Genomic DNA, 25,917 nt, shown 5'->3' on the forward strand with positions numbered 1-25,917 from the left:
GGCATATCCCGTCCCGGTGGCGGGTAGTGGCCCCACGCGCCTCTCCCTGGAGCGTCCATGCTGCGGATCCACTTCACCCCGAGGACCTGACGCGGGTCAGGGTGGCCCCGGGTCCGGACTTCCTGTGGGAGATCACCAACAGCGTGCAGACCCTGCAACGGACCGACGGGGAGCGGGTGTTCGGCACCTGGCGGCGCTGGGTGCGGCCGCGGCTCCCGGAGAGCCGCCGGCTGCTCTCCCCGCTTCTGCCGCCCCGCGGGTACTCCCCGACTTCCTCACCCCCACCTCGGGTGACCGCACCACGCTCCGGGCAGCCGTCGACACCCTGCTCGGTACGCCGCGGCCGAGACTGCGGGCGGAGCTGAGCCGGCTGGCCGGGACGAGACGGCTGCCCGGCTGGGCCGCCGCCCTGGCCGAAGGCGACCCGGACGCGCTCGCCAGGCTGGGCAAGGCGCTCCACGCCTATCAGGCAGAGGTGCTCGTACCCCACTGGCGGCACGTCCGCGCGGCACTGGAGGCGGACCGGGCTCTGCGGACACGGCATCTGATGGACGGCGGCACCGAGGCGCTGCTGGCCGGTCTCGGGCCCGACGTCCGGTGGCGGCCGCCCGTGCTGGAGGTCACCTACCCGGTCGAGCAGCATCTGCGGCTGAACGGGCGGGGCCTGGTGCTCCAGCCGTCGTTCTTCTGCTGGCCCACCCCGACCACCCTGGCGGACGGTGACCTACCGCCCGTTCTGGTACACCCCATCCGCCACTCGGCCGACTGGGCGGAGGGCGCGGCGGCCCCGGAACGGGCAGCGGGCCCGAACCCTCTCGGCCGTCTGCTCGGGCAGACCCGCGCCGACCTGCTGCGGGCCACCCGCGCCGGGTGCTCGACCATGGAGGCGGCCCGGATGCTCCAGGTGACCCACCCGGCCGTCAGCCAGCACATGAACGTCCTGCGTGCGGCGGGCCTGACCACCACTGTCCGCACGACCGGTCGCGCCTTTCACGTGGCGACTGCCGAGGGGCGTGCGTTGCTGGCCGCCGAGGACCGCCGGGCGGGGACCGGGTAGAGCGGCGAACTCTCGTACGTAAGCCAGGACTTACAGCGCTTGTGCCCGTCACCGCCGGGCCCCCACGCTGTCTTCTGTCACCGCCCCGGCCGGACGGCCCCACCCCGCCCCGCCGCGACGTTCCCGTACGGCACCGCCCCCACAGGAGCCCTCATGCGCGCGAGACTTGTCCCCGGCACGATCGCAGCACTCGCGATCGGAGCACTTCTTCTCCCCGGCACCGCCGAGGCCTCCCCCGCCCCCGCCGTCCCGGTCGTGGACGTACGGGCCCACGACTCGACGTCCGGCACGGCCCTCGCCTCCGGATACGGCAAGCCGGGAACCAGGCTGCGCGTCGACGCCGGACGGTCGAGCAACGCCCGCTGGCTGGAGATCGACTACCAGGTCCAGCAGACCGGTTACTGGTGCGGTCCCGCCGCGACCCGCATCGCGCTCTCCGCCCGCACCGCCGCACCGAGCCAGGGCGAGCTGGCGGCGCAGCTCGGCACGACCGAGGCGGGCACCGATCACATCGGCCAGATCACCGCGGTGCTCAACGCCCGTCTGGGCAGCGGTTGGTACGAGACGAAGGAGATGCCGAACGACCCGCCCACCCAGGCACAGCGGGACCTCCTGTGGCACGACATCGTCTTCGACATCGACCGCAACTATCCGCTGGTCGCCAACATCGTGGCCCCTCCGGGCAACCAGCCGCCCGGCTACCCGCCGGACCAGACGATCTACCACTACTTCACCGTCTTCGGCTACGACGCGGTCGACCGCACGGTCCTCATCGCCGACCCCGCGTCCTTCGGCGGCAACCAGATCTACTGGATCTCCTTCGATCAACTCGCCACCCTGATCCCGCCGAAGGGCTACTCCGCCTGACGCGCCGCGCACCGCCCTCACTCCCACCCCCTGACCAGGAGGACACGTTGAGCACCCAACGGCCCACCCGCAGAGGCGTCCTGAAGGCCGCCGCCGGAATCTCCGCGACCACCGCGCTCGGCGCGGGAGGCGTCCTGGCGTCGGCGTCGGCCGCCCACGCGGTGGGCGACGGCTTCGGTCTGCGCATCGTGGACCGCGACGAACGCGATCCCCGTATGCGCTACTTCCGCTTCGCGACCGACGCGATCGGCTGGAACCCCGGCGTCAACGTCCTGCTGCCGGACGGCTACCACTCCGGCGGGCGCAGGTATCCGGTGCTGTATCTGTTCCACGGGGGCGGAACCGGACAGGACTTCATCACCTTCGACCGGATGGGAATCCGCGCCTGGACCGCCGGGAAGCCGCTCATCGTGGTGATGCCGGACGGCGGGGCCGCGGGCTGGTACTCCAACCCGGTCGTCTCCAACGTCGGCCCCCGCAACTGGGAGACCTTCCACATCGGCCAACTGCTCCCGTGGGTGGACGCCAACTTCCGTACGTACGCGGAGTACGACGGCCGGGCGGTCTCCGGCTTCTCGATGGGCGGGTTCGGCGCCCTGAAGTACGCGGCCAAGTACTACGGGCACTTCGCCTCGGCCAGCTCTCACTCCGGCCCGGCCAGCCTGCGCCGCGACGCCGGTCTCGTCACCCACTGGGCCAACCTCTCCTCGGCCGCGGTGGAGTTGGGCGGCGGTACGGTCTACGGCGCGCCCCTGTGGGACGAGGCGCGGGTCAGTGCGGACAATCCGGTGCAGCGCGTCGGGAGTTACCGGAACAAGCGGGTGTTCCTGGTGGCGGGCACCAGCCCCGACCCGGTCAACTGGTTCGACACCGTCAACGAGACCCAGGTCCTGGCCGGGCAGCGGGAGTTCCGGGGCACGCTGGGCGCGGCGGGGATTCCGCACGAGTTTCACGAGGTGCCCGGCGGCCACTTCGTCCGGCCCGATCTGTTCCGGCGGGACCTGGACGGGATCGTCGCCCGCCTCCGTAAGGCCTGACGGGCCGGGGCCACCTGCGTACGGCGCGGTCGTCGGCGTGAACATCGCGGTCTCCGGGCACGTACCTCTGACCGACGTGCCCGAGACGGGGACACCGACGAAGGGAATGCCGCGATGAGCGCAACGCAGGAGCACCGGAGCCTCCTCGGACGCCGCACGGTCGTCGCCGCGGTGGGAGCGGCCGGAGCGGCTGCCGCCCTCACCGCGTGCGGCGGCGGATCGGACGATACGGGAGGCTCCGACGCGGTCGAGCAGCCCGGGAGCGGGGGCGAGAAGCAGGGCGGTGCGGTGCTTGCCGCCACCGCCGACATTCCGGAGGGCGGCGGATTGGTCATCGCCGCGCAGAAGATCGTGGTGACCCAGCCGAAGCCGGGCGAGTTCAAAGCGTTCTCGTCCACGTGCACCCACCAGGGCTGCGCGGTCAAGGACGTCTCGGCCGGGACGATCACCTGCCCCTGCCACAACTCCACCTTCGACGCCGCCACGGGCAGCCCGACCGGTGGGCCCGCCACCCAGCCGTTGCCGGCCCGGGAGATCACCGTCGAGGGCGACTCGATCAGGCTGGCGTAGCCGCCCCCTGTCTGCGGGGCCGCTGCCAGCCGCCGAGGACCGCGTCGGTGGTGGTGACGGTGGCGACCAGGGCCAGGGTGTACGGACCATGGCGGGGGTGTATTCGGCGGGCACCCCCGCGATGGCGTCGGCCGGGACGACGGCCGTGTAGGAGCTGCGACCCGGACGGCGGTGCTGCCGGTGTGCTGCTGGACGGGCAGCCGGGCGGCGGCGCGGAAGAGCCGGGCGTTGCGGTTGCCGCCACGCCCGTCGGGCCGGCTCTCGGCGACCGCGTGCATCACCTGGACGCCGCTCCCGTGGGCGGCGGCGACGAGCCGGGCGACGTTGGCCAGCGCGCCCGATGACCGTGCGGCGCCGGCGAGTTCGGGCAGGGCGCTGTCCGGGCCCACGACGCCCTGATCTCCGGGCGCGCGAGAGTAGCGGCCATTGCGTCACGAAGGAAGAGCGACCATGATTCCTGACACGCAGTCAGTGTCGTGGACATCAGGGAGAGGGCGGCCATGACCGACACCCAGCGGCGAGGCCGCCGGATCATGATGACGCCCGAGGAGCGGGACGCCTATCTCGGCGAACAGCGCACCTGCCGGGTGGCGACGCTCGGCACGGACGGCGCTCCGCACGTCGGGGCGCTGTGGTTCGTCTGGGACGGCGGCTCCCTCTGGCTGTACTCCATCACGCGCAGCCTGCGCTGGTCCCAGCTGCGCGAGGACGCCAGGATCGCCGTGGTCGTGGACGACGGCGAAGGGTACGAGGAACTGCGCGGCGTGGAGCTCACCGGCCGGGCGGAGTTCGTCGGCGAGGCGCCCCGCACCGGCGAACCGTGCCCCGAACTCGTGGAGCCGGAGCGCCTGTTCCCCGTGAAGTACTTCGGGATGACAGAGATGCCGCACGACGGGCGGCACGCCTGGCTGCGGCTCACCCCGGAGAAGATCACCTCCTGGGACTTCCGCAAGCTCGCCGGCCTCACCTGAACCCGGGCCCCGGGACCACTGTTATCGGGCCCTCAAAGGCTCACCCGCCGTCGGCCGCCACGCCCGCACCCGCCGCACGCAGCGCCGCCACCGCCGCCCGGACCGACGGGCGGCGGTCCACGTCCGTACGCCAGACCGCGTGGACATGCCGCCGCATGGTCTGCCGCACGGGCACCAGGCGCACCCCTTCGGGAACTGGCCCGCGCCCCAGCCGTGGTGCCACACACACGCCGAACCCGGCTGCGATCAGGGCCAGTTGCGTATGGTGCTCACCGGCCAGGTGGGCGATGCGCGGCTCGATGCCCCGGGAGCGCAGCGTGAACATCAGCCAGTCGTAACAGAATTCACCCTCGGGCCAGGACACCCACGGATCGTCCGCGAAGTCCTCCAGGTCCACCTCGTCGCGGTCCGCCAGCGGATGCCCGGCGGGCATGGCGATGTCCGGTGCGTCGTCGAGGAGCTCGGCCTTGGTCAGCCCACCGGGAACGGGCAGCCGCTTGTTGCTCCAGTCGAGCACGACAGCGATGTCGACATCTCCGCGGAACACCGCGCGCAGCCCCTGCTCCGGCTCCAACTCCCGTGTGCGGACGGTGAGATCGGGGTGGTCCGCGCGCAGAGAGGTGAGCATCGCGGGGAACAGCCCCCGGGCCGCGGTCGGGAAGGCACAGATCCGCACCTCGCCGACGACCTCCCCCCGCTGGGCCTCGATGTCGGACTGGGCGAGCTCCACCTGCGACAGGATCCGCGCGGCATGGTCCGCGAGCAGCCGGCCGGCATCGGTGAGGCGGACACCGCGGCCGTTCTTGGCGAGCAGCCGCTGTCCCACCTCGCGCTCCAGCTTGGCCATCTGCTGCGAGACCGCCGAGGTCGTGACGTGCAGCCCGTCGGCCGCCCCGCTGACCGAGCCGTGCCGGGCGAGGGCGTCCAGGGTGCGCAGCCGCTCCAGGTTCAACATGTAAGCGATGCTACGCGATCGAGCACAGAAACATTCGCTTGTTCTACGACGTCACTTTCGTCAGGCTGGACCCCATGAGCGCTCCCTGCGAGCCGAGGGCCACGGCCCCGGCGCCAGCCCCACCTCCTCCCGCTCCGCCCGTGCCGTCGGCGACGGCCACGGCATCGGCCCCGGCCGCCCGGCGGCCGGCTCTGGACTGGCGGATCCGGTTCGCGGGGCTCTCGCTCATCTGGGGGTTCAGCTTTCTGCTGATCAAGGTCGGGACCGAGGGGTACGCCCCGTTCCAGGTCACCTTCGGCCGTCTGCTGGCCGGTACGGCGGTGGTGGTCGCCGCCATGGCGATGCGCCGGGAACGGCTGCCGCGTTCGGCCCGGACCTGGGGGCACCTCACGGTCGCGGCGCTGCTCCTCAACGCGCTGCCGTTCTCGCTGTTCGCCTACGCGGAGCTGACGATCCCCTCGACCCTGGCCGGGATCTGCAACGCGACCTCGCCGCTGTGGGGCATGGTGCTCTCGGTGGTCGCCCTGTCGGAGGACCGCCCGACCCGCCGCCGGGTGGCCGGTCTGGGCGTCGGCTTCCTCGGCGTGCTCACCGTGCTGGGCGCCTGGCAGGGCTTCTCCGGACTGGACCTGCCGGGCACGGGAATGGCGCTGCTCGCCTCGTTCTGCTACCCGGTCGGCTGGATCTACGTCCGCCGCACCCTGGCAGGAACCGGATCGTCGACCCTGGCGCTGACGGGCAGCCAGCTCTGCCTCGCCACGGCGCAACTGGCGGTGGTGACGCCCCTGTTCACCTCCGCACCCACCACCTTCCCGCTCCTGCCCACACTCTGTGTCCTCGCCCTGGGTGCGCTGGGCACGGGCCTGGCAGTGCTGCTCCAGTACGGCCTGGTCCAGGAGGTCGGTCCGACGACGGCGCAGATGGTCACGTACTTCATCCCGGTGATCGCGACGGCGGCGGGCGTCGCGCTGCTCGGCGAACAGCTGAGCTGGAACACCCCGGTCGGGGCGCTGATCGTGCTCGTCGGGGCGGCCCTCACGCAGAGCCGCCCGCGCCGAGGCGCCGCCAGCACCCCGACCTCTCCTCCGACCCCGGAGGGCAGCCTGCCCGCCGCTCCGCCCCCGACCGAGCACGCCGGGCGCGGCCCCCGCCCGCCTCAGCCGTAACTGACCGGCCTCACCGGCCCCGCGGCGGCGGCCACCGCGTCCGCCAGGGGGCCGATGTCCGCCGCGGCCAGCGGGGAGACGGTGAGCCGAACCGCCTGGGGCGTGTCCAGCCGGAAGCGGCCCCCCGGAGCCACCGCCCAGCCCGCGTGGAGCAGCCGGGCGACAGCCCCGGTCTCGTCGCTCACCGGCACCCACACGTTCATCCCGCTGCGGCCCCCGGCGCTGACACCGCGCTCCGCCAGCGCCTGGACGAGCGCCTTCCGGCGATCACCGTAGGACCGCGCGACCGTACGGGAATCGACGGCGCCCGAGGTCCACAGGTGGAGCACGGCGCGCTGGAGCAGCCGGCTGACCCAGCCCGGCCCGAGCCGCTGCCGCCCCTCCACGCGGTCGAGCGTGACGGTGTCCCCGGTGAGCGTGGCGACCCGCAGATCCGGCCCGTACGCCTTGGCCGTCGAGCGGATGAACGCCCAGTGGGCCGTCGCCCCGGCCAGCGGATGCAGCGGCAGGTCGACGATGGCGTGCCCGTGGTCGTCCTCGATCAGCAGCACGTCCGGGTGGCGGTCGAGGACCGCGCGCAGCTCCCGGGCACGCCGGGCGTCCACCGACGCACCGGTCGGGTTCTGCGCCCGGCACGTGACGACGAGGGCCCGCGCCCCGGCCCGCAGCGCCCGCTCCACATCGGCGGCCAGCGGGCCGGAGTCGTCCACACCGACCGGTACGGCACGGAGCCCGAGCGCCGGTACGAGGTCGAGCACGCTGCCCCAGCCGGGGTCCTCCACGGCCACCGTGTCGCCCGGCCTGAGGTGCGCCGCGAGCACTCGCTCGATCGCGTCCAGGGCGCCGGACGTCACGGCGACCGGCCCGGCGGGGACCCCGTCGGCGTCCAGCGCGGCACGGGCGTACGCGGCGAACTCCGGGACCACCGGGGGCTGCCCGTACAGACCGTGGCACTCCGCATCGGCTGCGGCAGCCGCGGCGAACGCCGGCCCGAGGTCCGGCAGCAGCTCCGGATCGGGGTTGCCCTCGCCGAGGTCCCGGACGCCCGGCGGCGCCTCGATCCGCAGCGAGCCGCGCGAGGTGCTGGCCGGGGCGGCCCGCACCCGGCTGCCCCGACGGCCCGCCGTCTCGATCACCCCGCGCTCGCGCAGCGTCCGGTAGGCGGCCGCGACGGTGTTGGGATTGACCTCCAGGCGCGCTGCCAACTCCCGCATGGGGGGCAGCACATGGCCCGGCGGCAGGTCTCCCGAGCTGACCCCGCGCTCGACGCTGGCGGCGATCTCCGATGCGCGCCGCCCACTGATCCGATACTCTCCTAGCACAAACGATATTATGCACTAGTGCAATGGAGTTCAGCAAATGCAGCACACCGCAACGCCCGACAGCACGGGGCAGGGCGTCGCCGCCCCCTACCTGCCCACCGAACGCACGGTCCCCACCCGGTCCAAGGACCGCGCCTCCTACGACCGGGAGCTGGTCCACTCGATCCTCGACGAGGCCTACCTCTGCCATCTGGGCTTCGTGCGCGACGGTGCCCCGGTCGTCCTGCCGACCCTTTTCGGCCGGATGGGTGAGCGGCTGTACGTCCACGGCTCGACGGGCTCGCGACCGCTGCGGGCGGCGAAGAGTTCGGATCCGGGGCTTCCGGTCTGCCTGACGGTCACCCATGTCGACGCCCTGGTGCTGGCCCGGTCCGCCTTCCACCACTCGATGAACTACCGCTCGGTGGTGGTGCACGGCACGGCCGTGACGGTGACCGACCCCGAAGAGCTGCGGTTCGCGCTGGACGCGATCGTGGACCAGGTGGTGCCCGGCCGCTCCCAGGACTCGCGGCCCGCCAACGGCAAGGAGCTGGCCGCGACCGCGGTCATCCGGCTGGACCTGAACGAGGTGTCCGCGAAGGTCCGCACCGGCGGCCCCAATGACGAGCCCGAGGACGGCGCCCTCCCGCACTGGACCGGCATCGTCCCGCTCACCCGGGGCTACGCTCCGCCGGTTCCGGCGGACGACCTGGACCCGGCCATCGGCGTACCGGACTACCTGTCGGCGCTCTGACGGGTGCGGAGGCCCGCCACCCCAGGGGGCGAGGCCTCCGCCGACGTCATCAGGGTCCGGCAGAGCCCGTCAGCAGGGGCCGACAGAGCCCCGTCACACCGACACGGGCTCCTTCCGGCGGGCGACCGCCGCGCCGCGCGCCTCGGCGAGGGCCAGCCCGGCCACGGCGGCCAGCAGGAGCAGCGTGCCGAGGACCGTGGCCGCCGTCAGCCGCTCCCGCAGGACGGTCACCGCGATGACGGCCGCGCTCACCGGCTCCAGGAGCATGATCACGGAGACGGTGGCCGCCCGGACGGCGGCCGCCCCGGCGAAGTACAGCGCGTAGGCGAGCGCGGTGGGGACCGCCGCCACGTAGACGATCAGCCACAGCACCTGCCCGGTCTCGGCGGTGTACGGCACCAGCCCCTCGGCCAGGGCCATGGGCAGCAGGCCCACCGCTCCGATGCCGAACGCCCAGGCACTGGTGGTCAGCGCGTCACCGCCGCCGCCGTCCCGCCCGAGCCACCGGGTGAGCAGGGTGATCGCGGCGTACCCGGAGGCGGACAACAGCGCGAGCAGCACCCCGGCCGGGACCACATCGCCGCCCTCGCCGCCCAGGACCAGCACGACGAGCCCGGTCAGCGCCCCGGTCACGGCGACCAGACCGCCCCGGCCGAGGCGTTCGCCCAGCAGCAGGCGCGCCCCGACGGCGATCAGGACGGGCCCGGCGCCGAGCGTCACGACGGTGCCGACGGCGAGGCCGGTGACCTCGACCGCCGCGAAGTACGCGCTCTGGAACACGGTGAGCCCGATGCCGGTGCCGACGATGCGGAGCATCCGGCGACGCCGGGGTTCGGGCTCCCGGGGCGTACGGCGGGGGCGCAGGGCGAGCGCCCCGGCGAGCAGGACGAGACCGCCCGCGCAGCGCCAGAAGGACAGGGCGAGGGGGCCGAGATCGCTGACCCGGAAGATCAGGGACGCGGCCGCGCCGGCGGTGCCCCAGGCGACTCCGGCGACGACGAGATACAGCAGGCTCCGCCCGACGGGCAGCGCGGATACGACAGGAAAGGACATATGACTTCTCCGGCAGAAGACGAAGGCATGGTGACGGGTCGCTCGGCTCCGCACGCGGGCAGCGACGAACCGCTCGGGGACTGCCCGAGCCCGGTCTTCGTCAGGAGTGGCCGCGCGCGCTAGGCGACAGGCGGCGGCAGCACAGTCAGATGCATGATCGGCATGCTATTGCGGGGCCCGGCCGTGGGACAACTCGCCCTCGACCGGCCCGGCCACCGCCCCGGTGCCGGCCCCGGCGGCCACCGGACCCGAGGGTGGCTTCGGGGCGGCGGACTGGGCGATGAAGGCACCGGCCAGCACGACGCATCCGCCGATGAGCTGCGGCGCGGAGAGGTGCTCGCCGAGGAGCACCCAGGCCAGCCCGGTCGCGATGACGGCTTCGAGGCAGGCGACGACCCCGGCCACCTGCGGCGAGAGCATCCGGACCGACACGACCCCGGTGACGTACGCGAGCACGGTGGCGAGCAGCACGATCCAGCCGAGCAGCAGCCAGGCGGGAACCTCGTCGCCGTTCATGCCGGCGCTGCCGCCGAGCAGCGCCCAGTCCATGCCCCAGGGGCGGGCGACGACCGTGAGGACGGCCGCGCCGACGATCAGTCCGTACGCGATGACGCCGACGGGGTGCGGGGGTTCGGCCCCGTCCCCGGACCGGCCGTCCTGCCCGCCGTGGTCGGACAGGACGAAGTACCCCACCTGGCAACAGGCGGCGCCGAGGGCGAGCAGCAGTCCGAGGAGATCGAAGCCGAGCCCGGCCCAGATCTCGACGACACACGCGAGTCCACCGACGGCCAGCACCACCCCGACGGCCGCGGCCCGGGTGACGGGCCTGCGCTGCACGAAGCGGACCCAGCCGAGAACGAGGGCGGGTGCGAGATATTCGACCAGAAGCGCCACCCCGACGGGGATACGGGAGATCGAGGCGAAGTAGAACGCCTGGACCCCGGCGACGGCGAAGAGGCCGAACCCGGCGAGCAGGGCGGGACGTTCCCGTACGAGGTTCCGGTGATGCCAGGCGACCGGCAGCATGATGACGGCGGCGCCCGCGACGCGCAGCCAGACCACGTGCAGCGGGTCGAGCCCCGCCTCGATCAGCGGCTTGGCCGCCACCCGGAACCGCCGAACGCAAAGGCCGAGAGCAGGGCGAGCCCCAGCCCGGCGCTTCTGCCCTGAAACCTCGAAGACGCGTGCATCGGCACATCATGGCAGCAGTCGACAGCACCGTCATCCTCGTGACACCTGTCGAGACGACGCCTCCGCGGGCCTGCACCACGGCGCCTCAGCCGCGCCGCGACCCCTTGGTCGCGAGCACCGCCGCACGGTCGGCCAGCCACCGCGCGTCCACGCCCCCACGGGCGAGCACCTCCACCGCGCGCGACTCGGCGTCGGCGGCCAGCGCGGCGAGCAGGTCGAGCCCGCGGGCCCGGTCCTCGCCGCGCGACGCCGCGCGGTACATCGCGTCGCCCATCGCGGCCAGCGCCGAGGGCGACCAGCCGTCGGCGGCCGGATCGCGCACGACCGGAACGGCCCCGGAGTCCTCGACGGAGCCCTGCCAGCGGAGCCCGTAACCGATGCTGCGCTGGACGAGATAGCCGAGCACCCTGGCCAGCTGGGGTCCGCCGTCGAAGGCCTCACGGACCTCGGGGTCCGACTCGATCAGCGAGTGCAGGAGGTGGGCGGTGTCGATCTGACGGTCCCCGTCCCGCAGCGCGCGCCTGCGCGCACCGGTCAGCACCGCTGCCTGTTCGTCGGTGAAGCGGGCATCGATCTCGGGGTGGTTCGGTGCGGGCTGCTCAGGTATCCGCGGCGTCCGGTTTTGCACCCCTCTACCCCATCAGTCCCGGAGCCGAAAGGCATCGCCGGGACGACCCATTGGGTATCCCACCGAGGTTGGGGACGGTGGCGCGGTCCGTCATCCTTGCGGATGAAATCATGCCGGGGGACGCAACCATGCGGCATCCGGGGCGCGCGCCGCCTTGCATCGCACGCCCCCACGGCAACCGCGGACCCCGCGCACGCGCGTCCCTCACGCCACAACGCACACGGCGGGACGCGAGGGGAGGATCGAGTGTTCTGGATGGTGGCCCTGCTCGCCCAGGACGGGCTGCAGTACGTCTACCGCGTCTACGCACCCGACGACGCCCTGCCCGCCGATCTCTTCTGGACGGCCTTCCACTGCCACGACGACGGACCCCACCCCCGCGCCTCCGACCGCTTCGACGCCGCGGAGATCTGGCGGCACCGACAGCCCCAGCAGATCTGACGGCTCATCAGTATGGAACGTTGGCACACCCCCCGCTACGTTCCGCGACTCCGATACCGGACGAACCAGGGGTGGTCGCATGGCCGACGTCAGCGCCGAGGCACGTATCGAGGCGCCCGCCCTTTCCCTACCTGTGCCGGCGGGCGTCGACGACCACGGACAACGATGATCACGCTGCTCAGCAGGCCTGTACCGTGCGGCCATGACAAGAAGCGAGCGGCTCGCGGAGCAGTTGGACTGGTACTGGCACAAGAACCTGCGGCCACGGCTGGACGGCCTTACCGACGAGGAGTACTTCTGGGAGCCGGTGCGAGACTGCTGGAGCGTCCGCCCGCGTGGTACGTCGACCGCACCGACGCCGGCAGGTTCGGGGGAATGGACGATGGACTCCGCACCCCCCGACCTGGTGCCGACGCCCGCGCCGGTGACCACGATCGCCTGGCGACTGGCGCACATCATCGTCTCGTGCCTGGGCTATCGGGTCGGATGGTACTTCGGCGGCCAGGACGTCGACTCCCGGACGTTCGCCTACGCGGGGACCGCCGACGAGGCGCTGAAACAGCTCGATGAGATGTACGGAAGGTGGAACACGGGTGTCCGCGAGCTCCCGGACACCGTCCTGGACCATCCGCCCGCGGTGGGACCCGAGCGGTTTCCCCTGGAGAACAGGGTCCTGCACGTCAACAGGGAGCTGATCCATCACGGCGCCGAGATCTCCCTGCTGCGCGACCTCTACCTGCGGCGGGACGGAGCCGTACCGCACCGCACATGACGGTCGGTAACCGGTGGGCAAGCTTCGGCGTCGAAGAATCAAGATCCGCCCCGGCGGCCTCTGCGGCACAATCGCCGGATGATCGGCAGACGGATCACCCATCGCATCGCGGACGGCGTCCGCATACCCGGAACCTGGCGGCACGCCTTCATCCGCAACGGCACGTACTTCCTCACCGACCTCTTCATCTACGCCGACGGACTCATCGACTGCTGGGGCCTGGTCACGCTCGAGGAGTTCGAGGAGAAGCTGCGGACCGGCTGGGTGGCCACCACCCTCCCGGAGGGCGCCGAGGCATCCGCGCACCATCTGGCGACCTGGAAGTTCGGCGAGCCGCGGAGTCGGCTCACCCCGGAACTGGTCATCGCCGAAGTCCGCGACACCATTGACCAGTTGAACGAGCGGCCCGACTCGACCGGCCGCTGTCTCGCCGCCGTCGACGTCTTCCTCGCGGACCGGACCGAGGAGAACCGGGCCGCGGCGGAGGCCGCTTTCCTCGCCGTCCCGGCCTCGCGGCGCCGCTACGCGCTGGGCGACATGGACAGCAAGGACTGGCCGCTGCGGGTTCTCGTGGCCGGGCCCGGGGGCCGGACCTATCTGCCCGGCGACCCTCCGGTCTCGCAGGAGAGCTACGACAGGGCCCTCGCGTACTTCGAGGAGCGCGCCCACTGGAGGCGGAAGCACGGCGAACGCGTCCCGGCGGACGGTCCGGCGGTCCCGCACGCCCCCGCGATCCAGCTCTACGAGTCGTATCCGAACAAGCCGGTGACCGACCCCGGCCACCGCGGACTGCGCAACGACTACCCCGCCCCCATCACCGTCGGGGAAGTCCTCCACCCCTCCGTCGCCCACGCCTACTGGGCCCTGTCGGTCGCACAGCCGGAGGTCAGCAGCGAGATCACCGCGGCGGACACCGCTGCCGCGGCACGCAGGCTCGCGGCCGCGGCACCCCGCCGTGAGGGCTGGGAGCACAGCCGCGCCGCCGTCATGACCGGCCTGCTTCGCGCCAAGTACGACCAGCATCCCGAGCTGGCCGAGATCCTGCTGGCGACGGGCGACGCCACCCTGATCTACGACGACGTGGAGTCGGCCTTCTGGGGCGACAACGCCGGCCGCGGCCGCAACTGGACCGGCCGTCTCCTCGAACTCGTCCGCTCCGAACTGCACCTGCGGCGAAACGGGATCCCCGGCCTGTGACCGGGCGGACCGGCCCTGAAGGAGGCGGCGGTGAGCGCCGCTTCCCTCAGGGCGCGTCCCCGTAGCGGGCCACGATCATGGCCGCACGGTCGCGCAGGGCGCTGCGCAGGGACTGGGGTGCCAGGGCTTCCGCGTCCGTACCGAGCTGCCACAGCGCCCATTCGGCGTGCCGGGCGTCCTGGAAGGTGACCTCCAACCGCGACCAGCCGTCCGCTTCGAGGTCCTCCGCGCGGACGGCCCGCACGGTGCCCAGCAGCTCTTCCCGTCGCGTCGGGCTCACCCGAACGAGCGCGGTGATGTGGTCGTCGGAGAGGAACCGCGCGGAACGTTCCCGCCAGATCCGGTCCAGGTCGACGCGGTCCGGCCGCTCCGCCGCCTCGGGCAGTTCCTCCGCCGCCAGCACGCGCGCCAGCCGGTAGGTGCGGTCCTCGCCGGATCGCGTGGCCAGCAGATAGCCCCGGTCCCGTACGGTCACCAGGCCGATCGGGTCCACCGTGCGCCACTGCGGCGCCCGGCCCGTGGCGGCGTAGTGGATACGCAGCTTGCGCCCGGCGAGCACGGAGCGGCGGACCGCCATCATGATGGCGTCGGGAACCTCGTCGGTGACCGTGCGACGGGAGAGCAGATCGGTCTCCGGGTCGACGAGGAACCGCTGGGCAGCGTCGCCCGCGGCGGTCTGATGGCTCTCGGGCAGGGCGTCGACCACCTTCCGCATGGCCGAGGCGAGCGCCGACCCGAGCCCGAACACCTGCTCTCCTCGCCCCGATCCGGCGGCCAGCAGGGCAAGGGCCTCGTCGTGGTTCAGCCCGGTGAGCTCGGTCCGGAAGCCGGGCAGCAGCGCGAACCCGCCGTGCCGGCCGCGTTCGGCGTAGACCGGGACGCCGGCCGAGGACAGCGCCTCGATATCACGCAGCACCGTGCGGGTGGACACTTCCAGCTCGCGAGCCAGGGTGTCGGCGGTCAGCCGGCCGCGCTGCCGCAACAGCAGGACCAGCGAGACCAGTCGGTCGGCGCGCATGCCGGAACCCTAGCGAAATACCTGACCAAGGGTGTCGTCATTGATGGGAAGGCTCCCTTCACGACGTACGCACGTACGTACGGACGCACCCTCTCGATCGAACGGAGCTGAAGTGGCAGCGGAACGAACGGCCGTCAACCCGGTGACCTGGTCCGTCGACCTGGGCTTCAACCAGGGCGAACTCGTCTCCGGGCAGTCCCGGACCCTGTACATCGCGGGGCAGACCGCGACGGGCGACGACGGCAAGCCCCGGCACGACGGCGACATGGCGGCCCAGTTGGCGCTGAGCGTCGACAATCTGGAGGCCGTCCTGAGCGAGGCCGGTATGTCTCTCGCGAACGTCGTGCGGCTCAACGTCTTCACGACCGACGTCGATCTGCTCCTCCAGCACTACGGCACGCTGGCGGGACGGCTGGGCGCGGCCGGGGTGGCACCGGCCAGCACGATGCTCGGGGTGACGCGGCTGGCGGTCCCCGGGCTGATGGTCGAGCTGGAGGGCACCGCCGTCGCCTGACGCGGCCGCGTCCGCCGGTCCGACGCGGCAGGGCCGGACCGGCGGGCGCGACGCCTTCGTCTCCTGCGACCGGCCCGCCGACCGGCTTCCGCCAGGACGTGTGCCACAGGTCCGCGCGCGGCCCCCACCGCCGTCGGCACCCCCGGACGGCCGACCCCCGGGCCCGGCTGGCCCGTGCGACCCGGCCCGTTCGGCGGGGCAGGGGCCAGACACCGCGAATTGGCCTTGGCCGCCCTCCGCGCCGCCGTCCTACGGTCGGCACATGAGGATTCGCATCGTCGACGCGTTCACCGACCGCCCCTTCTCCGGCAACCCCGCCGGTGTGCTCCTGCTGGAGGGCGGCTCGTTCCCGGCCGCCGAACGCCTTCAGGAGATCGCCGCCGAGGTCAACCTCTCCGAGACGGCCTTCGCCCACCCGCTGCCGCCGGGCGGCGCGGCCGACTGGGCGCTGCGCTGGTTCACCCCGGTCGCCGAGGTCGACATGTGCGGGCACGCGACGCTGGCCACCGCCCACGTCCTGCACACCGCGGGCCTGGCCACCGGCCCGGTGCGCTTCACCGCGCGCTGCGGGATCCTCCGCGCGACCGCCCACCCGGACGGCTCCCTCACCCTGGACTTCCCGACCTCCCCGCTGTCCGAGGAGCCGGTGCCGTACGGACTCGCCGACGCCCTCGGGGCCGACCCCGTATCGGTGCACGACACCGGCGAGCACATCGGTGACCTGCTCGTCGAGCTCCGCGACGAGGCGACCGTACGGGCACTCGCCCCGGATTTCACCGCCCTGGCGGCCCACTCCCGGCGCGGCGTCATCGCCACCGCCGCGGCCGAGGACCCCGCCCGTGGCTACGACTACGTCTCGCGCGGCTTCTTCCCCGGCGTCGGCATCGACGAGGACCCGGTCACCGGCAGCGCCCACACCGCGCTGGCCCCCTTCTGGTCGGCCCGCCTCGGCCGCGACGACCTCACCGGGCTCCAGGCGTCGGCCCGCTCGGGGCTGGTCCGCACCGCGCTGCGCGGCGAGCGCACCCTGCTGACCGGCTCCGCGGTCACGGTGATCGACGGCGAACTGCTCACCGCCTTCTGAACCCCGCAACCCGCTGAACGCCGCAGCAGCACCTACGGCGTCGGCAGCCAGTCCACCCGGCCCGCGAGCAGCGCGTACCCGACGAACGCCCCGATGTCCAGGAGCGCGTGCGCGACGACCAGCGGGCCCACCCGGCCCCAGCGCCGGTAGAGCAGTACGAAGACGACGCCCATCACCACGTTGCCGACGAAGCCGCCGATCCCCTGGTACAGGTGGTAGGACCCGCGCAGTACGGAGCTGGCCACCAGGGCGGCCATCGGCGTCCAGCCCAACTGCCCGAGCCTGCGCAGCAGATACCCGACGACGATGACCTCCTCCACCACGGAGTTCTGGATCGCCGAGAGGATCAGTACGGGGAACTTCCACCAGACGTCGGGCAGGGACTCGGGGACGACCGTCAGGTTGAACCCGGTGGCGCGGGCCACGAGGTAGAAGGCGAGGCCCGCGCTGCCGATGCCGGCCGCGACGAGGGTTCCCCGCCCGAGGTCGGACCAGGGCCTGGCCCGGTCGAACCCGATGGCCCGCAGGCCCGCCCCCTCCCGGATCAGCAGATGCGCGACCAGCGCGACCGGCACCAGTGCCGTTGCGATCCCGAACATTTGCCATGCCAGATCAAGCCATGGGCGGCCCGGAGCGTACGAGCCGTTGAGCGTCGCCGCCTGGTCCTTCAATCCTCCCGGTTTCGTCAGGGATCCGACGAAACTGATGAGGGCCGAGAGTGCGCTGGCGCCCAGGGAGAGCGCCAGGACCAGCACGACCTCGGACCGCAGGACCCTTCGTGACACGGTCTCTTGGGGATAAGAATCAGCCACGCGCCCGGCCTCCACCTGCACACCTGCCTTTTGTTCTGCAATCGCGTCTCATCCCACCGACCGTCCCGCTAGGGTCTCGAATACAGGTACGAAGATCATGCGCGACAGGCCGGGGGACGACCACCATCGCTGATGGCCGGGTCCCCCTTTTCCTTGTTTGATCCTCAAGGAGGGGTACCACCGACATGGGACGTCATAGCTTGCCCGACAGCCACGCGGCGGAGGGACGCCGGGGCCACCCGAGCACCCGGCGACGGCGTCGTACGGTCGCCATCGCCACCCTGCTCGTCCTCGCCGTGGCGACGGGAACGGCTGTCGCGGCCAAGGGCGGCCTGTTGTCGTTCTCGGAGTCCTGCGAGGACTCCGCGGTGCACCTGTCCGTGGTCGCGTCCCCGGACATCGCCCCCGCCGTACGTTCCATAGCCGAGCAGGCCCGCGCTGGCGACGTGAAGGCGGACGGCCACTGCCTCGTGGTGGACGTGCTGGCCCGGGACTCGCACAAGGTCGCCGACGTCCTCGCGGCGGGCGACACGGAACCCGACTTCCAGGTCTGGCTGCCCGACTCCGATCTGTGGCTGGAGCGGGCCAAGGGGCTCGGCCAGGGCATCCCCGTCTCGCCGTCCGACTCGGTGGCCTCCTCCCCCGTGGCCCTGGCCATGGTGCCGTCCGCCTCGCGGGCCCTGGGCTGGCCCCGTAAGACCTACACCTGGGCCGAGTTGGTGGCCGGGGCGCTCGGCTCGGACCGGGTACGCCTCGGCGCCGCGGACCCGGCGCGCAGTGCCACCGGACTGCTGGCGCTCGCCGGCATCGGCGCCTCGTCCGCGCGGCAGGGCGGGGACAGCGACACCCGGGTCGCCCAGACCGCGAAGGTGCTGGCCGAGCGGATGTCGGACGGCGACGCACAGGTGCTGGAGACCCTGGCCCGGAGCACGTCCGGGGCCGAGGAGGGCCACCCGAAGCGCAACCAGGCGGTCCTGATCTCCGAGCAGGCGGCCTTCGCCCACAACGCGGAGGCGACCGGCACCGGCAAGCTGGACCTCTTCTACCCGGAGGACGGCACTCCGCTGCTGGACTACCCGTACACGCTGGTTAACGAGGCGCGGCTGAGCACGGCGGAGTCCCGCGCGGCCCTGCGCTTCATGAACCTGCTGGGCGACAGGGAGGCTCGGGCCACGTTCGCCGAGCACGGGTTCCGGGCCGGTGACGGCAGCGCGAAGGACTCCCTCGTCGCGGCGGCCGGTGGCAGGAAACCCCAGCCGTACGCGGAGCCGGCCGCCGAGGCGCCCTCGGCCGAGGCGCTCCAGGAGACGCTCGGGATGTGGACGATCACCGTGCAGAGCGCCCGGCTGACCACGGTGGTCGACGCGTCGGGCTCCATGGCGACGCTCGTGCCGGGGCGGAGCCAGTCCCGGATGGACGTCACCAAGGAGTCACTGATCCAGGCGCTGGACCAGTTCACGCCCGACGACGAGATCGGGCTGTGGGAGTTCGCCACCACGCTGGACGGCCGGAAGGACTACCGGCGGCTCATGGAGACGAAGCGGCTCGGCGACCGGGCGGCGGGCGGCGGGACCCACCGGGAGAAGCTCACAGCCGCGTTCGCGGGGCTCCAGCCGGTGCCCGGCGGTGCCACCGGGCTGTACGACACGACGCTGGCCTCGTACAAGGAGGCCCGGGCGACGTATGTGAAGGGGAAGTTCAACGCCCTGGTGATCCTCACCGACGGCTCCAACCAGGACACGAACGGCATCTCGCGGAGCGGGCTCATCGCGGAGCTGAAGAAGCTCGTCGACCCGGAGCGCCCGGTCCCGGTCATCGCGATCGCGGTGGGCCCCGACGCGGACCGCGACGAGGTCGCCGAGATCGCCCGGGTCACCGGCGGCGACGGCTACGAGGTGAGCGACCCGGCGGAGATCCAGGCGGTGATCCTCCAGGCCATCATGGCGGCGGGACAGAACGGCCGCGCCGCCCGGGAATGAGGGTCCGGACCGGCCGCACCGCACCGGAGCCGCGGGTCCGCCCCTGCCCCACCGGAGCGCGGACCCGGCCGACCGCAGCGGGGCGACGGGACCACCGGCCGGTCCCGTCGCTCCCCCGCCTACGACCGCTCTCAGGGTGCCGGGAACCCCACCGGCCAGGTGTGCACCGGCTCCCCCGCGTGCATCAGCTCGGCGTAGCGCCGCGTCATGGCCGCGAGTGCCGCCTCCCGTCCGAGCCCGGCATCCCGGGCCCGGTCGTACGTGGCGACCTGCCAGGAGGCCCCGTTGACGCGCCGCTTGCACCGCTCCTCGATCACGCCGAGGTAGCGGTCCCGGTCCGTGGGCCCGATGTGCCAGGCGTCCAGGCCGGCGGCGGCCAGCGGCAGCAGTTCCTCCAGCACCAGCTGTACGGCGGGGACCCTGGCCAGTCCGCCGGAGCGGCCCGACCTGGGCCACAGCAGCTCGGCCTCGATGCCGCGCCGGCAGGCCTCGGTGAAGTTCTCCTCGGCGGCCTCGAACGGCAGTCGGCTCCACACCGGCCGGGGCTCCTCGGCGAGCGCCCGTACGAGCCCGTAGTAGAACGCGGCGTTGGCGATCACGTCGGTGACCGTCGGACCGGCGGGCAGGACACGGTTCTCCACCCGCAGATGGGGAACGCCGTCGGCGATCCCGTACACCGGACGGTTCCACCGGTAGACGGTGCCGTTGTGCAGCACCAGCTCGCCCAGCGCGGGCACCCCGCCCTCGTCCAGCACCTCCAGAGGGTCCTCGTCGTCGCAGATCGGCAGGAGCGGCGGGAAGTACCGCAGGTTCTCCTCGAACAGCTCGTGCGCGGAGCCGATCCAGCGCTCCCCGAACCAGGTCCTGGGGCGTACGCCCTGGTTCACCAGCTCCGGCGGCCGTACGTCGGTGGCCTGCTGGAACAGGGGCGGCCGGGACTCGCGCCACAGTTCCTTGCCGAACAGGAACGGGGCGTTGGCGCCCAGCGCGATCTGGACGCCGGTGATCGCCTGCGCGGCGTTCCAGACGTCGGCGAACCGGGCCGGCGTCACCTGGAGATGCAGCTGGACCGAGGTGCAGGCCGATTCCGGGGCGATCGATGGCGAGGTGCAGACCAAGCGCTCGACGCCTTCGATATCCAGGGCGAAATCCTCCCCCCGGGCGGCCGCCATTTGGTCGTTGAGCAGGGTGTAGCGGTCCACGTCCGAGAGATTCGCGGACACCACGTCGTGCTCCCCCAGGGTGGGCAGGATTCCGATCATCACGATCCCCGCGTCGACCTCACCCGCCTTCCGGTGCGCATAGGCGAGGCCTGTCCGCAACTCCTCCGAGAGCTGATCGAATACCCGGCCGCCGAGGCGGTGCGGGACGATATTCACTTCGAGATTGAACATCCCCAGTTCGGTCTGGAAATCTCGGCTCGCGATGCGCCGGAGCACCTGCTGATTCATCATCCGGGGCATCCCGTCGGAACCCGCGAGATTCAGCTCTATCTCCAGCCCCATCAGGTTCCGCGGACGGTCGAACCTCCGCTCTTCCAGAAGCCTCCCCAGACCCTCCAGGCACCGGTTGAGCTTCGTCCGGTACGCCTGTCGATCGGACAGGTCAACGGCTCCCGCCACGACCTTCTCCCCCATCGAGGGGTCCCTCCTCCAGTGGGCGGCCCGCGGCCCAGGCCGCTCGCATCACGATCGATAATGCCCAGCGGGAGTGATCCGTAACGCCCCCATGGGCCTCCGATACCCGATAGTCTGGTTGCAGGAGACCTGGGGCACATTCCCACGGCATGCGGCACGAGGCATTTTCGGCTGGATCATGCGTGGTGAAAACACCGACGAGTTTCGGCCGTCCGTGCCACCGGAAGGGTGCCAGGTCGGAGTCGACCGCGGCAGTTCATATCCTCAGGAATACCGCGTTTCGAAGGCCGGATGACGCCTTGCTTGGCATATCCCCGACTGCTAGCGGAAACACTGTGTGAACACGCGTCATATAAACTCCGCTCAACGAGGCAGAGAGTTGATACGACTCGCCCGTCACCGGCCTCCTCTGGCCCGTACGCCGACAGCGCCGTCTGCACCCGCCCAAGCTCCACCGTGTCTCCGAAGTGAGAGGCGACCCACTATGCCGCTGCATGTTCCCTCGGCTCCCGCGCCCGCCCTGCGCAGCGTTCTCGCGGCCCTCGGTTCTCCCACCGCCGTCCGCGAAGCCCGCACCCCCGCTCTCCGGTCCGTCCAGGGACCGCTGAGCCCCGAACTTCCGCTCCCCGTACATGTGCTGGACCGGATCGCCCCCACCGGGACCGCGCCGCTGACCCGCCTGGCGGCCTGGCGCTTCCTGATCCGGAGCGAGGGCCGCGCGGTCGCCGCGGCGGACACCGTGCTCACCCCCGACGGCTGGACGTTCTCGCACTTCTTCGAGGGCCCCTACCTCGCCTCGACGGAGCTGGCCGTCCGGCAGGCGGAGGCGTCGGCCACCGGCTGCCAGGCGCGGCTGCTGTCCATCCCGGAGCTGTACATGCTCACCCTGTGGCTGCACGGCGACACCGAGGCCGATCCCTCCGGCGGGGTGCTCGCGCCGGCGGACGTCCTGGTGCCCCTGGCGCCGGCCCCGCCGGGCATCGCCGCGCACCGCCCGCACCGGGTCGCCGATCTGCTGCCCGTCATCTCGCTGCGGGTGGCCCCGGGGCCGCTCCTCAGCTCGGCCTGACCGACGTCGGCCCGTCCGGCACAGCGCCCCCGCGGCGCCCCGTCCGCCCTCCGCACGCCGGGCGGTGGAAGGGGTCACTGCGGGGGCGCTGTGCTGCCCACTCGGACTAGCCCCATCCGGCCACCCCGAACCACCCAAAGGGACTGTGCAGTTGCGGTGAACCGTCCGCGCGGGTGACGCGTCATGGGAGGAGTACGGGTGCTGCAGCGAAATCCCTGCGGATTCTTCCCCGTAGGGCAACACTGGGACCGGACCGACTGATACGGGGGCGGCCATGAACGACTCATCCAGCCGCAGGACACTCGACTCGACGCAGCGAAAGAACCCATCCATGTGCCAGCACCAGCCACTCTGCCCCACCGCTGATTCGCCCGACCGGGAGGCCGCCCGCCTGACGGCCCACCACCCCGAACAGGGGTGGAGCCTCCTGTGCAACGGCGTCCTGCTCTTCGAGGACACCGGCGAACTGCTGCCCGACGGGCAGATCATCGCCCCGCACCGGCCGCTGGCAGCCGGCCGCGTGGTGAAGGCCGCCTGAGAGGGCGGACGCACGGAAGGAACCGTACGGAAAAAGGGGGCCCGGAGAGATCTCCGCACCGGCCCCGACGCATGTCCGGCGCGCGCCGCTTACGGCGCACGCCCTACGACACGCTGGTTCAGTTGTCGTACTCGTCCAGCGGCGGGCAGGAGCAGACCAGGTTCCGGTCGCCGAAGGCCCCGTCGATGCGGCGCACCGGCGGCCAGTACTTGTCGGCGGCGGACACCCCGGTCGGGAAGACCGCTTCCTCGCGGCTGTAGCCGTGCTCCCAGTCACCGCCGAGCGCGGCGGCGGTGTGCGGGGCGTTGGCCAGCGGGTTGTCGTCCGCGCTCCACTCCCCCGAGGCGACCTTCTCGATCTCGGCGCGGATCGCGATCATGGTGTCGCAGAACCGGTCGAGCTCCGCGAGGTCCTCGCTCTCGGTCGGCTCGATCATCAGCGTGCCGGCCACGGGGAACGACATGGTCGGCGAGTGGAAGCCGTAGTCGATGAGGCGCTTGGCGACGTCGTCGATGGAGACGCCGGTCGCCTTGGAGATCGGGCGCAGGTCCACGATGCACTCGTGCGCGACCAGTCCGGCCGGGCCGTTGTACAGGATCGGGAAGTGCGGCTCCAGGCGCTTGGCGATGTAGTTCGCGGCCAGCACCGCGACCTGCGTGGCCCGCTTGAGGCCCTCGCCGCCCATCAGACGGACGTACGCCCACGAGATCGGCAGAATGCCCGCGGAGCCCCACGGGGCGGCCGAGATCGGGCCCACACCGGTCTCCGGGCCGGCGCCGGGCTGGAGGGGGTGGTTGGGGAGGTACGGGGCGAGGTGGGCGCGGACGCCGACCGGGCCGACGCCGGGGCCGCCGCCGCCGTGCGGGATGCAGAAGGTCTTGTGCAGGTTCAGGTGCGAGACGTCGCCGCCGAACTTGCCGGGCTTGGCGAGCCCGACCAGCGCGTTGAGGTTGGCGCCGTCGACGTACACCTGGCCGCCCGCGTCGTGCACCTCGCCGCAGATGTCGGCGACGTGCTCCTCGAACACCCCGTGCGTGGACGGGTACGTGATCATGAGGACTGCCAGCTCGTCGCGGTGCTGCTCGATCTTGGCACGCAGGTCCGCGATGTCGACCTCGCCGTCGTCGGCGGTCTTCACCACGACGACCCTCATGCCCGCCATGACGGCGCTGGCGGCGTTGGTGCCGTGCGCGGAGGACGGGATGAGGCAGACGGTGCGCTGATCGTCGCCGTTGGCCCGGTGGTACGCCCGGACGGCCAGCAGACCGGCGAACTCGCCCTGGGAGCCCGCATTGGGCTGGATGGAGACGGCGTCGTAGCCGGTGACCTCGGCCAGGCGCTCCTCCAGCTCACGGATGAGGGTGAGGAAGCCCTGCGCCTGCTCGGCCGGTGCGAAGGGGTGCAGCGCGCCGAACTCGGGCCAGGTGATCGACTCCATCTCGGCGGTCGCGTTCAGCTTCATGGTGCAGGAGCCGAGCGGGATCATGCCGCGGTCCAGCGCGTAGTCGCGGTCGGCGAGCTTGCGCAGGTAGCGCAGCATCGCGGTCTCGGAGCGGTGCTGGTGGAAGACCGGGTGGGTCAGGATGTCGTCGGAGCGCAGCAGCGCCTCGGGCAGCGCGTCGGCGACCGTGGCGTCCAGCGCCTCGACGTCGCCCTCGGCGCCGAAGGCCGCCCAGACGGCGGAGATCTGGGAGCGGGTGGTGGTCTCGTCGCAGGCGATGGAGACGTGGTCGGCGTCGACGAGGCGGAGGTTGACCCCGCGCTCGCGGGCGTCGGCGACGATGCCCGCGGCCTTGCCGGGGACCCGGACGGTCAGGGTGTCGAAGAACGCGCCGTGCACGACGTCGGCCCCGGCGGTGCGCAGGCCGTCGGCGAGGATCGCGGCGTAGCGGTGGGTGCGCCGGGCGATCGTCCGCAGCCCTTCGGGGCCGTGGTAGACCGCGTACATCCCGGCCATCACGGCGAGGAGCACCTGCGCGGTACAGATGTTGCTGGTGGCCTTCTCGCGGCGGATGTGCTGCTCGCGGGTCTGGAGGGCCAGGCGGTAGGCCTTGTTGCCGTCGGCGTCGACGGAGACGCCGACGAGGCGGCCGGGGAGGGAGCGGGCGAACTTCTCGCGGACCGCCATGAAGCCGGCGTGCGGGCCGCCGAAGCCCATCGGGACGCCGAAGCGCTGGGTGGTGCCGACCGCGATGTCGGCGCCGAGCGCGCCGGGCGAGGTGAGCAGCGTGAGGGCCAGCAGGTCGGCGGCGACGGTGACGATCGCGCCCAGCTCGTGGGCCTGCTCGATGACGGGCTCGATGGCGCGCACGGCACCGGAGGCGCCCGGGTACTGGAGCAGGACGCCGAAGACGCCGCGCTCGGCGATCTCGGCGGGGATGCCTTCGCTCAGGTCGGCGACGACGACCTCGACACCGGTGGGCTCGGCGCGGGTCTCGATGACCGCGACGGTCTGGGGCAGGGTGTCGGCGTCGACCAGGAAGACGCCCTTCTTGACCTTGCCGACGCGCCGGGAGAGGGCCATCGCCTCGGCGGCCGCGGTGCCCTCGTCGAGCAGGGAGGCGCCGGAGGTGGGCAGCCCGGTCAGCTCGGCGACCATCGTCTGGAAGTTCAGGAGGGCTTCGAGGCGGCCCTGGGAGATCTCCGGCTGGTACGGCGTGTAGGCCGTGTACCACGCGGGGTTCTCCATGACGTTGCGCAGGATGACGGGCGGCGTGAAGGTGCCGTAGTAGCCGAGGCCGATCATCGGGGCGAGCACCTTGTTGCGGTCGGCCAGTGAGCGCAGCTCGGCCAGCACCTCCGCCTCGGTGCGCGCCGAGGGAAGGTTCAGGGCCTCCGCACTCTTGATCACGTCGGGCACCGCGGCGGCGGTCAGCTCGTCGAGGGAGCCGTATCCGACCTGGGCGAGCATCTTCGCCTGGGCCTCGGCATCGGGCCCTATGTGGCGCTGCTCGAACGGAATGCCCTGCTCCAGCTGGGAGAGCGGAGTGCGACGGGGGTCATGGTGGAGGCCTCCTGGTCTGTCACGACCTGCGAGGGGCACCACGGCGCGGGTGCCCGAACGGCCTCCCCCTCTGTCATCTCAACCTGAGAGCTTCACCGGCCGCCCGGGGGCGTGCCGGCTTTCACCGTCGGTGAGGGTCGGGTCCCCTTGGGCCTGCGCCCGCACGGATCCGCCCTGCTTTCCAGAGTGACCTCGTCCGTGCGGTACGGGGGCCTGAGAGATTCCGGGGAGGAGTTGCTCCTTCGGCGCCTCCGGATTCTCCACCGGAGGACTCTCCCGCACGGGGTCAGCAGCCACTGCCA

General features: G+C 72.3%; 22 protein-coding genes, 3 pseudogenes and 1 riboswitch. Of the genes and pseudogenes, 15 read left to right on the forward strand and 10 right to left on the reverse strand.

All coding sequences use genetic code 11. The annotated features are described in order from the left end of the window. Positions 1 to 57 precede the first annotated feature (57 nt). From CCZ36_RS03430 to CCZ36_RS03445, 4 genes and pseudogenes are all read left to right on the forward strand, one after another. A pseudogene (locus CCZ36_RS03430) lies at positions 58 to 1,057 on the forward strand (helix-turn-helix domain-containing protein). Positions 1,058 to 1,210: 153 nt separating this feature from the next. Further along, entirely contained in the window at positions 1,211 to 1,924 is a 714-nt protein-coding gene (locus CCZ36_RS03435) for a C39 family peptidase (RefSeq protein WP_128817007.1), read from the forward strand. A gap of 47 nt (positions 1,925 to 1,971) precedes the next feature. Beyond that, a complete protein-coding gene (locus CCZ36_RS03440; RefSeq protein ID WP_128817008.1) occupies positions 1,972 to 2,961 on the forward strand; it encodes an alpha/beta hydrolase in 990 nt (329 codons plus the stop codon). Between the two features lie 114 nt (positions 2,962 to 3,075). Then, positions 3,076 to 3,531: a Rieske (2Fe-2S) protein gene (locus CCZ36_RS03445; RefSeq protein WP_069736082.1), complete on the forward strand. Its 456-nt coding sequence runs from the start codon at positions 3,076 to 3,078 to the stop codon at positions 3,529 to 3,531. On the opposite strand, the pseudogene CCZ36_RS35510 reads toward CCZ36_RS03445, so the two are convergent. Further along, positions 3,518 to 3,929 (reverse strand): annotated as a pseudogene (locus tag CCZ36_RS35510) (cysteine hydrolase); the annotation flags it as partial. The gene CCZ36_RS03445 and the pseudogene CCZ36_RS35510 sit on opposite strands and share 14 nt — an antisense overlap. A gap of 102 nt (positions 3,930 to 4,031) precedes the next feature. On the opposite strand from CCZ36_RS35510, the gene CCZ36_RS03455 reads away from it, so the two are divergent. Next, the gene (locus CCZ36_RS03455; protein WP_128817009.1) at positions 4,032 to 4,502 is read left to right on the forward strand and encodes a pyridoxamine 5'-phosphate oxidase family protein; all 471 of its coding nucleotides are present in this window, start codon (positions 4,032 to 4,034) and stop codon (positions 4,500 to 4,502) included. Positions 4,503 to 4,542: 40 nt separating this feature from the next. Here CCZ36_RS03455 and CCZ36_RS03460 read toward each other — a convergent pair whose 3' ends face one another. Next, a complete protein-coding gene (locus tag CCZ36_RS03460; RefSeq protein WP_069736080.1) occupies positions 4,543 to 5,457 on the reverse strand; it encodes a LysR family transcriptional regulator in 915 nt (304 codons plus the stop codon). A 74-nt stretch (positions 5,458 to 5,531) separates the two neighbouring features. Here CCZ36_RS03460 and CCZ36_RS03465 point away from each other — a divergent pair, with 74 nt between their 5' ends. After that, entirely contained in the window at positions 5,532 to 6,623 is a 1,092-nt protein-coding gene (locus tag CCZ36_RS03465) for a DMT family transporter (protein WP_128817010.1), read from the forward strand. Here the strand turns inward: CCZ36_RS03465 and CCZ36_RS03470 are convergent. Then, positions 6,614 to 7,945 carry an aminotransferase class I/II-fold pyridoxal phosphate-dependent enzyme gene (locus CCZ36_RS03470; protein WP_079149473.1) on the reverse strand — a complete coding sequence of 444 codons (1,332 nt, stop codon included), beginning with the start codon at positions 7,943 to 7,945 and terminating at the stop codon, positions 6,614 to 6,616. The two genes, CCZ36_RS03465 and CCZ36_RS03470, sit on opposite strands and share 10 nt — an antisense overlap. A gap of 37 nt (positions 7,946 to 7,982) precedes the next feature. Here CCZ36_RS03470 and CCZ36_RS03475 point away from each other — a divergent pair, with 37 nt between their 5' ends. Next, positions 7,983 to 8,678 carry a pyridoxamine 5'-phosphate oxidase family protein gene (locus CCZ36_RS03475; protein WP_069736077.1) on the forward strand — a complete coding sequence of 232 codons (696 nt, stop codon included), beginning with the start codon at positions 7,983 to 7,985 and terminating at the stop codon, positions 8,676 to 8,678. Positions 8,679 to 8,771: 93 nt separating this feature from the next. Here CCZ36_RS03475 and CCZ36_RS03480 read toward each other — a convergent pair whose 3' ends face one another. The 3 genes and pseudogenes from CCZ36_RS03480 to CCZ36_RS03490 all read right to left on the reverse strand — a co-directional run bounded on the left by CCZ36_RS03480 (position 8,772) and on the right by CCZ36_RS03490 (position 11,550). Then, positions 8,772 to 9,731 (reverse strand): DMT family transporter, encoded by a 960-nt coding sequence (locus tag CCZ36_RS03480; protein ID WP_069736076.1) that lies wholly within the window; start codon positions 9,729 to 9,731, stop codon positions 8,772 to 8,774. Positions 9,732 to 9,896: 165 nt separating this feature from the next. Further along, positions 9,897 to 10,921, reverse strand: a pseudogene (locus CCZ36_RS03485) (EamA family transporter). 86 nt (positions 10,922 to 11,007) lie between these two features. Beyond that, positions 11,008 to 11,550 (reverse strand): Clp protease N-terminal domain-containing protein, encoded by a 543-nt coding sequence (locus CCZ36_RS03490; RefSeq protein WP_079134302.1) that lies wholly within the window; start codon positions 11,548 to 11,550, stop codon positions 11,008 to 11,010. A 246-nt stretch (positions 11,551 to 11,796) separates the two neighbouring features. Between CCZ36_RS03490 and CCZ36_RS03495 the strand changes: the two genes are divergently transcribed. The 3 genes from CCZ36_RS03495 to CCZ36_RS03505 all read left to right on the forward strand — a co-directional run bounded on the left by CCZ36_RS03495 (position 11,797) and on the right by CCZ36_RS03505 (position 13,960). Beyond that, complete coding sequence (locus tag CCZ36_RS03495) at positions 11,797 to 11,991, forward strand: hypothetical protein (protein WP_069736074.1); 195 nt, start codon at positions 11,797 to 11,799, stop codon at positions 11,989 to 11,991. 202 nt (positions 11,992 to 12,193) lie between these two features. Further along, positions 12,194 to 12,763 carry a DinB family protein gene (locus tag CCZ36_RS03500; protein ID WP_069736073.1) on the forward strand — a complete coding sequence of 190 codons (570 nt, stop codon included), beginning with the start codon at positions 12,194 to 12,196 and terminating at the stop codon, positions 12,761 to 12,763. Between the two features lie 78 nt (positions 12,764 to 12,841). After that, a complete protein-coding gene (locus CCZ36_RS03505; protein WP_128817011.1) occupies positions 12,842 to 13,960 on the forward strand; it encodes an NADAR family protein in 1,119 nt (372 codons plus the stop codon). 46 nt (positions 13,961 to 14,006) lie between these two features. Here the strand turns inward: CCZ36_RS03505 and CCZ36_RS03510 are convergent, their stop codons facing one another. Continuing rightward, positions 14,007 to 14,978 carry a helix-turn-helix transcriptional regulator gene (locus tag CCZ36_RS03510; RefSeq protein ID WP_128817012.1) on the reverse strand — a complete coding sequence of 324 codons (972 nt, stop codon included), beginning with the start codon at positions 14,976 to 14,978 and terminating at the stop codon, positions 14,007 to 14,009. Between the two features lie 112 nt (positions 14,979 to 15,090). Here CCZ36_RS03510 and CCZ36_RS03515 point away from each other — a divergent pair, with 112 nt between their 5' ends. Together CCZ36_RS03515 and CCZ36_RS03520 are read left to right on the forward strand one after the other, a co-directional pair. Continuing rightward, positions 15,091 to 15,492 (forward strand): RidA family protein, encoded by a 402-nt coding sequence (locus CCZ36_RS03515; protein WP_069736070.1) that lies wholly within the window; start codon positions 15,091 to 15,093, stop codon positions 15,490 to 15,492. A 262-nt stretch (positions 15,493 to 15,754) separates the two neighbouring features. Next, positions 15,755 to 16,576, forward strand: coding sequence for a PhzF family phenazine biosynthesis protein (locus tag CCZ36_RS03520; RefSeq protein WP_128817013.1), 822 nt, complete (start codon positions 15,755 to 15,757; stop codon positions 16,574 to 16,576). Between the two features lie 32 nt (positions 16,577 to 16,608). Here the strand turns inward: CCZ36_RS03520 and CCZ36_RS03525 are convergent, their stop codons facing one another. Next, positions 16,609 to 17,409, reverse strand: a complete 801-nt coding sequence (locus CCZ36_RS03525; protein WP_128817014.1) for a CPBP family intramembrane glutamic endopeptidase — start codon at positions 17,407 to 17,409, stop codon at positions 16,609 to 16,611. A 164-nt stretch (positions 17,410 to 17,573) separates the two neighbouring features. Between CCZ36_RS03525 and CCZ36_RS03530 the strand changes: the two genes are divergently transcribed. Further along, a complete protein-coding gene (locus CCZ36_RS03530; protein WP_237302594.1) occupies positions 17,574 to 19,367 on the forward strand; it encodes a substrate-binding and VWA domain-containing protein in 1,794 nt (597 codons plus the stop codon). A gap of 131 nt (positions 19,368 to 19,498) precedes the next feature. Here CCZ36_RS03530 and CCZ36_RS03535 read toward each other — a convergent pair whose 3' ends face one another. Then, on the reverse strand, positions 19,499 to 21,004 hold the full coding sequence (locus CCZ36_RS03535; protein WP_069736067.1) for a glutamate--cysteine ligase: 1,506 nt from the start codon (positions 21,002 to 21,004) through the stop codon (positions 19,499 to 19,501). A gap of 484 nt (positions 21,005 to 21,488) precedes the next feature. Here CCZ36_RS03535 and CCZ36_RS03540 point away from each other — a divergent pair, with 484 nt between their 5' ends. Both CCZ36_RS03540 and CCZ36_RS03545 read left to right on the forward strand, forming a co-directional pair. Further along, the gene (locus CCZ36_RS03540; protein ID WP_069736066.1) at positions 21,489 to 22,073 is read left to right on the forward strand and encodes a hypothetical protein; all 585 of its coding nucleotides are present in this window, start codon (positions 21,489 to 21,491) and stop codon (positions 22,071 to 22,073) included. Between the two features lie 331 nt (positions 22,074 to 22,404). Then, positions 22,405 to 22,611, forward strand: a complete 207-nt coding sequence (locus CCZ36_RS03545; protein WP_069736065.1) for a DUF5999 family protein — start codon at positions 22,405 to 22,407, stop codon at positions 22,609 to 22,611. A gap of 118 nt (positions 22,612 to 22,729) precedes the next feature. On the opposite strand, the gene gcvP is transcribed toward CCZ36_RS03545, so the two are convergent. Beyond that, complete coding sequence (gene gcvP, locus CCZ36_RS03550) at positions 22,730 to 25,654, reverse strand: aminomethyl-transferring glycine dehydrogenase (RefSeq protein WP_128817015.1); 2,925 nt, start codon at positions 25,652 to 25,654, stop codon at positions 22,730 to 22,732. Positions 25,655 to 25,806: 152 nt separating this feature from the next. Then, positions 25,807 to 25,904, reverse strand: a riboswitch (glycine riboswitch). Positions 25,905 to 25,917 lie beyond the last annotated feature (13 nt).

This window comes from Streptomyces sp. S063 (assembly GCF_002832675.1).
Taxonomy (GTDB): domain Bacteria; phylum Actinomycetota; class Actinomycetes; order Streptomycetales; family Streptomycetaceae; genus Streptomyces; species Streptomyces sindenensis.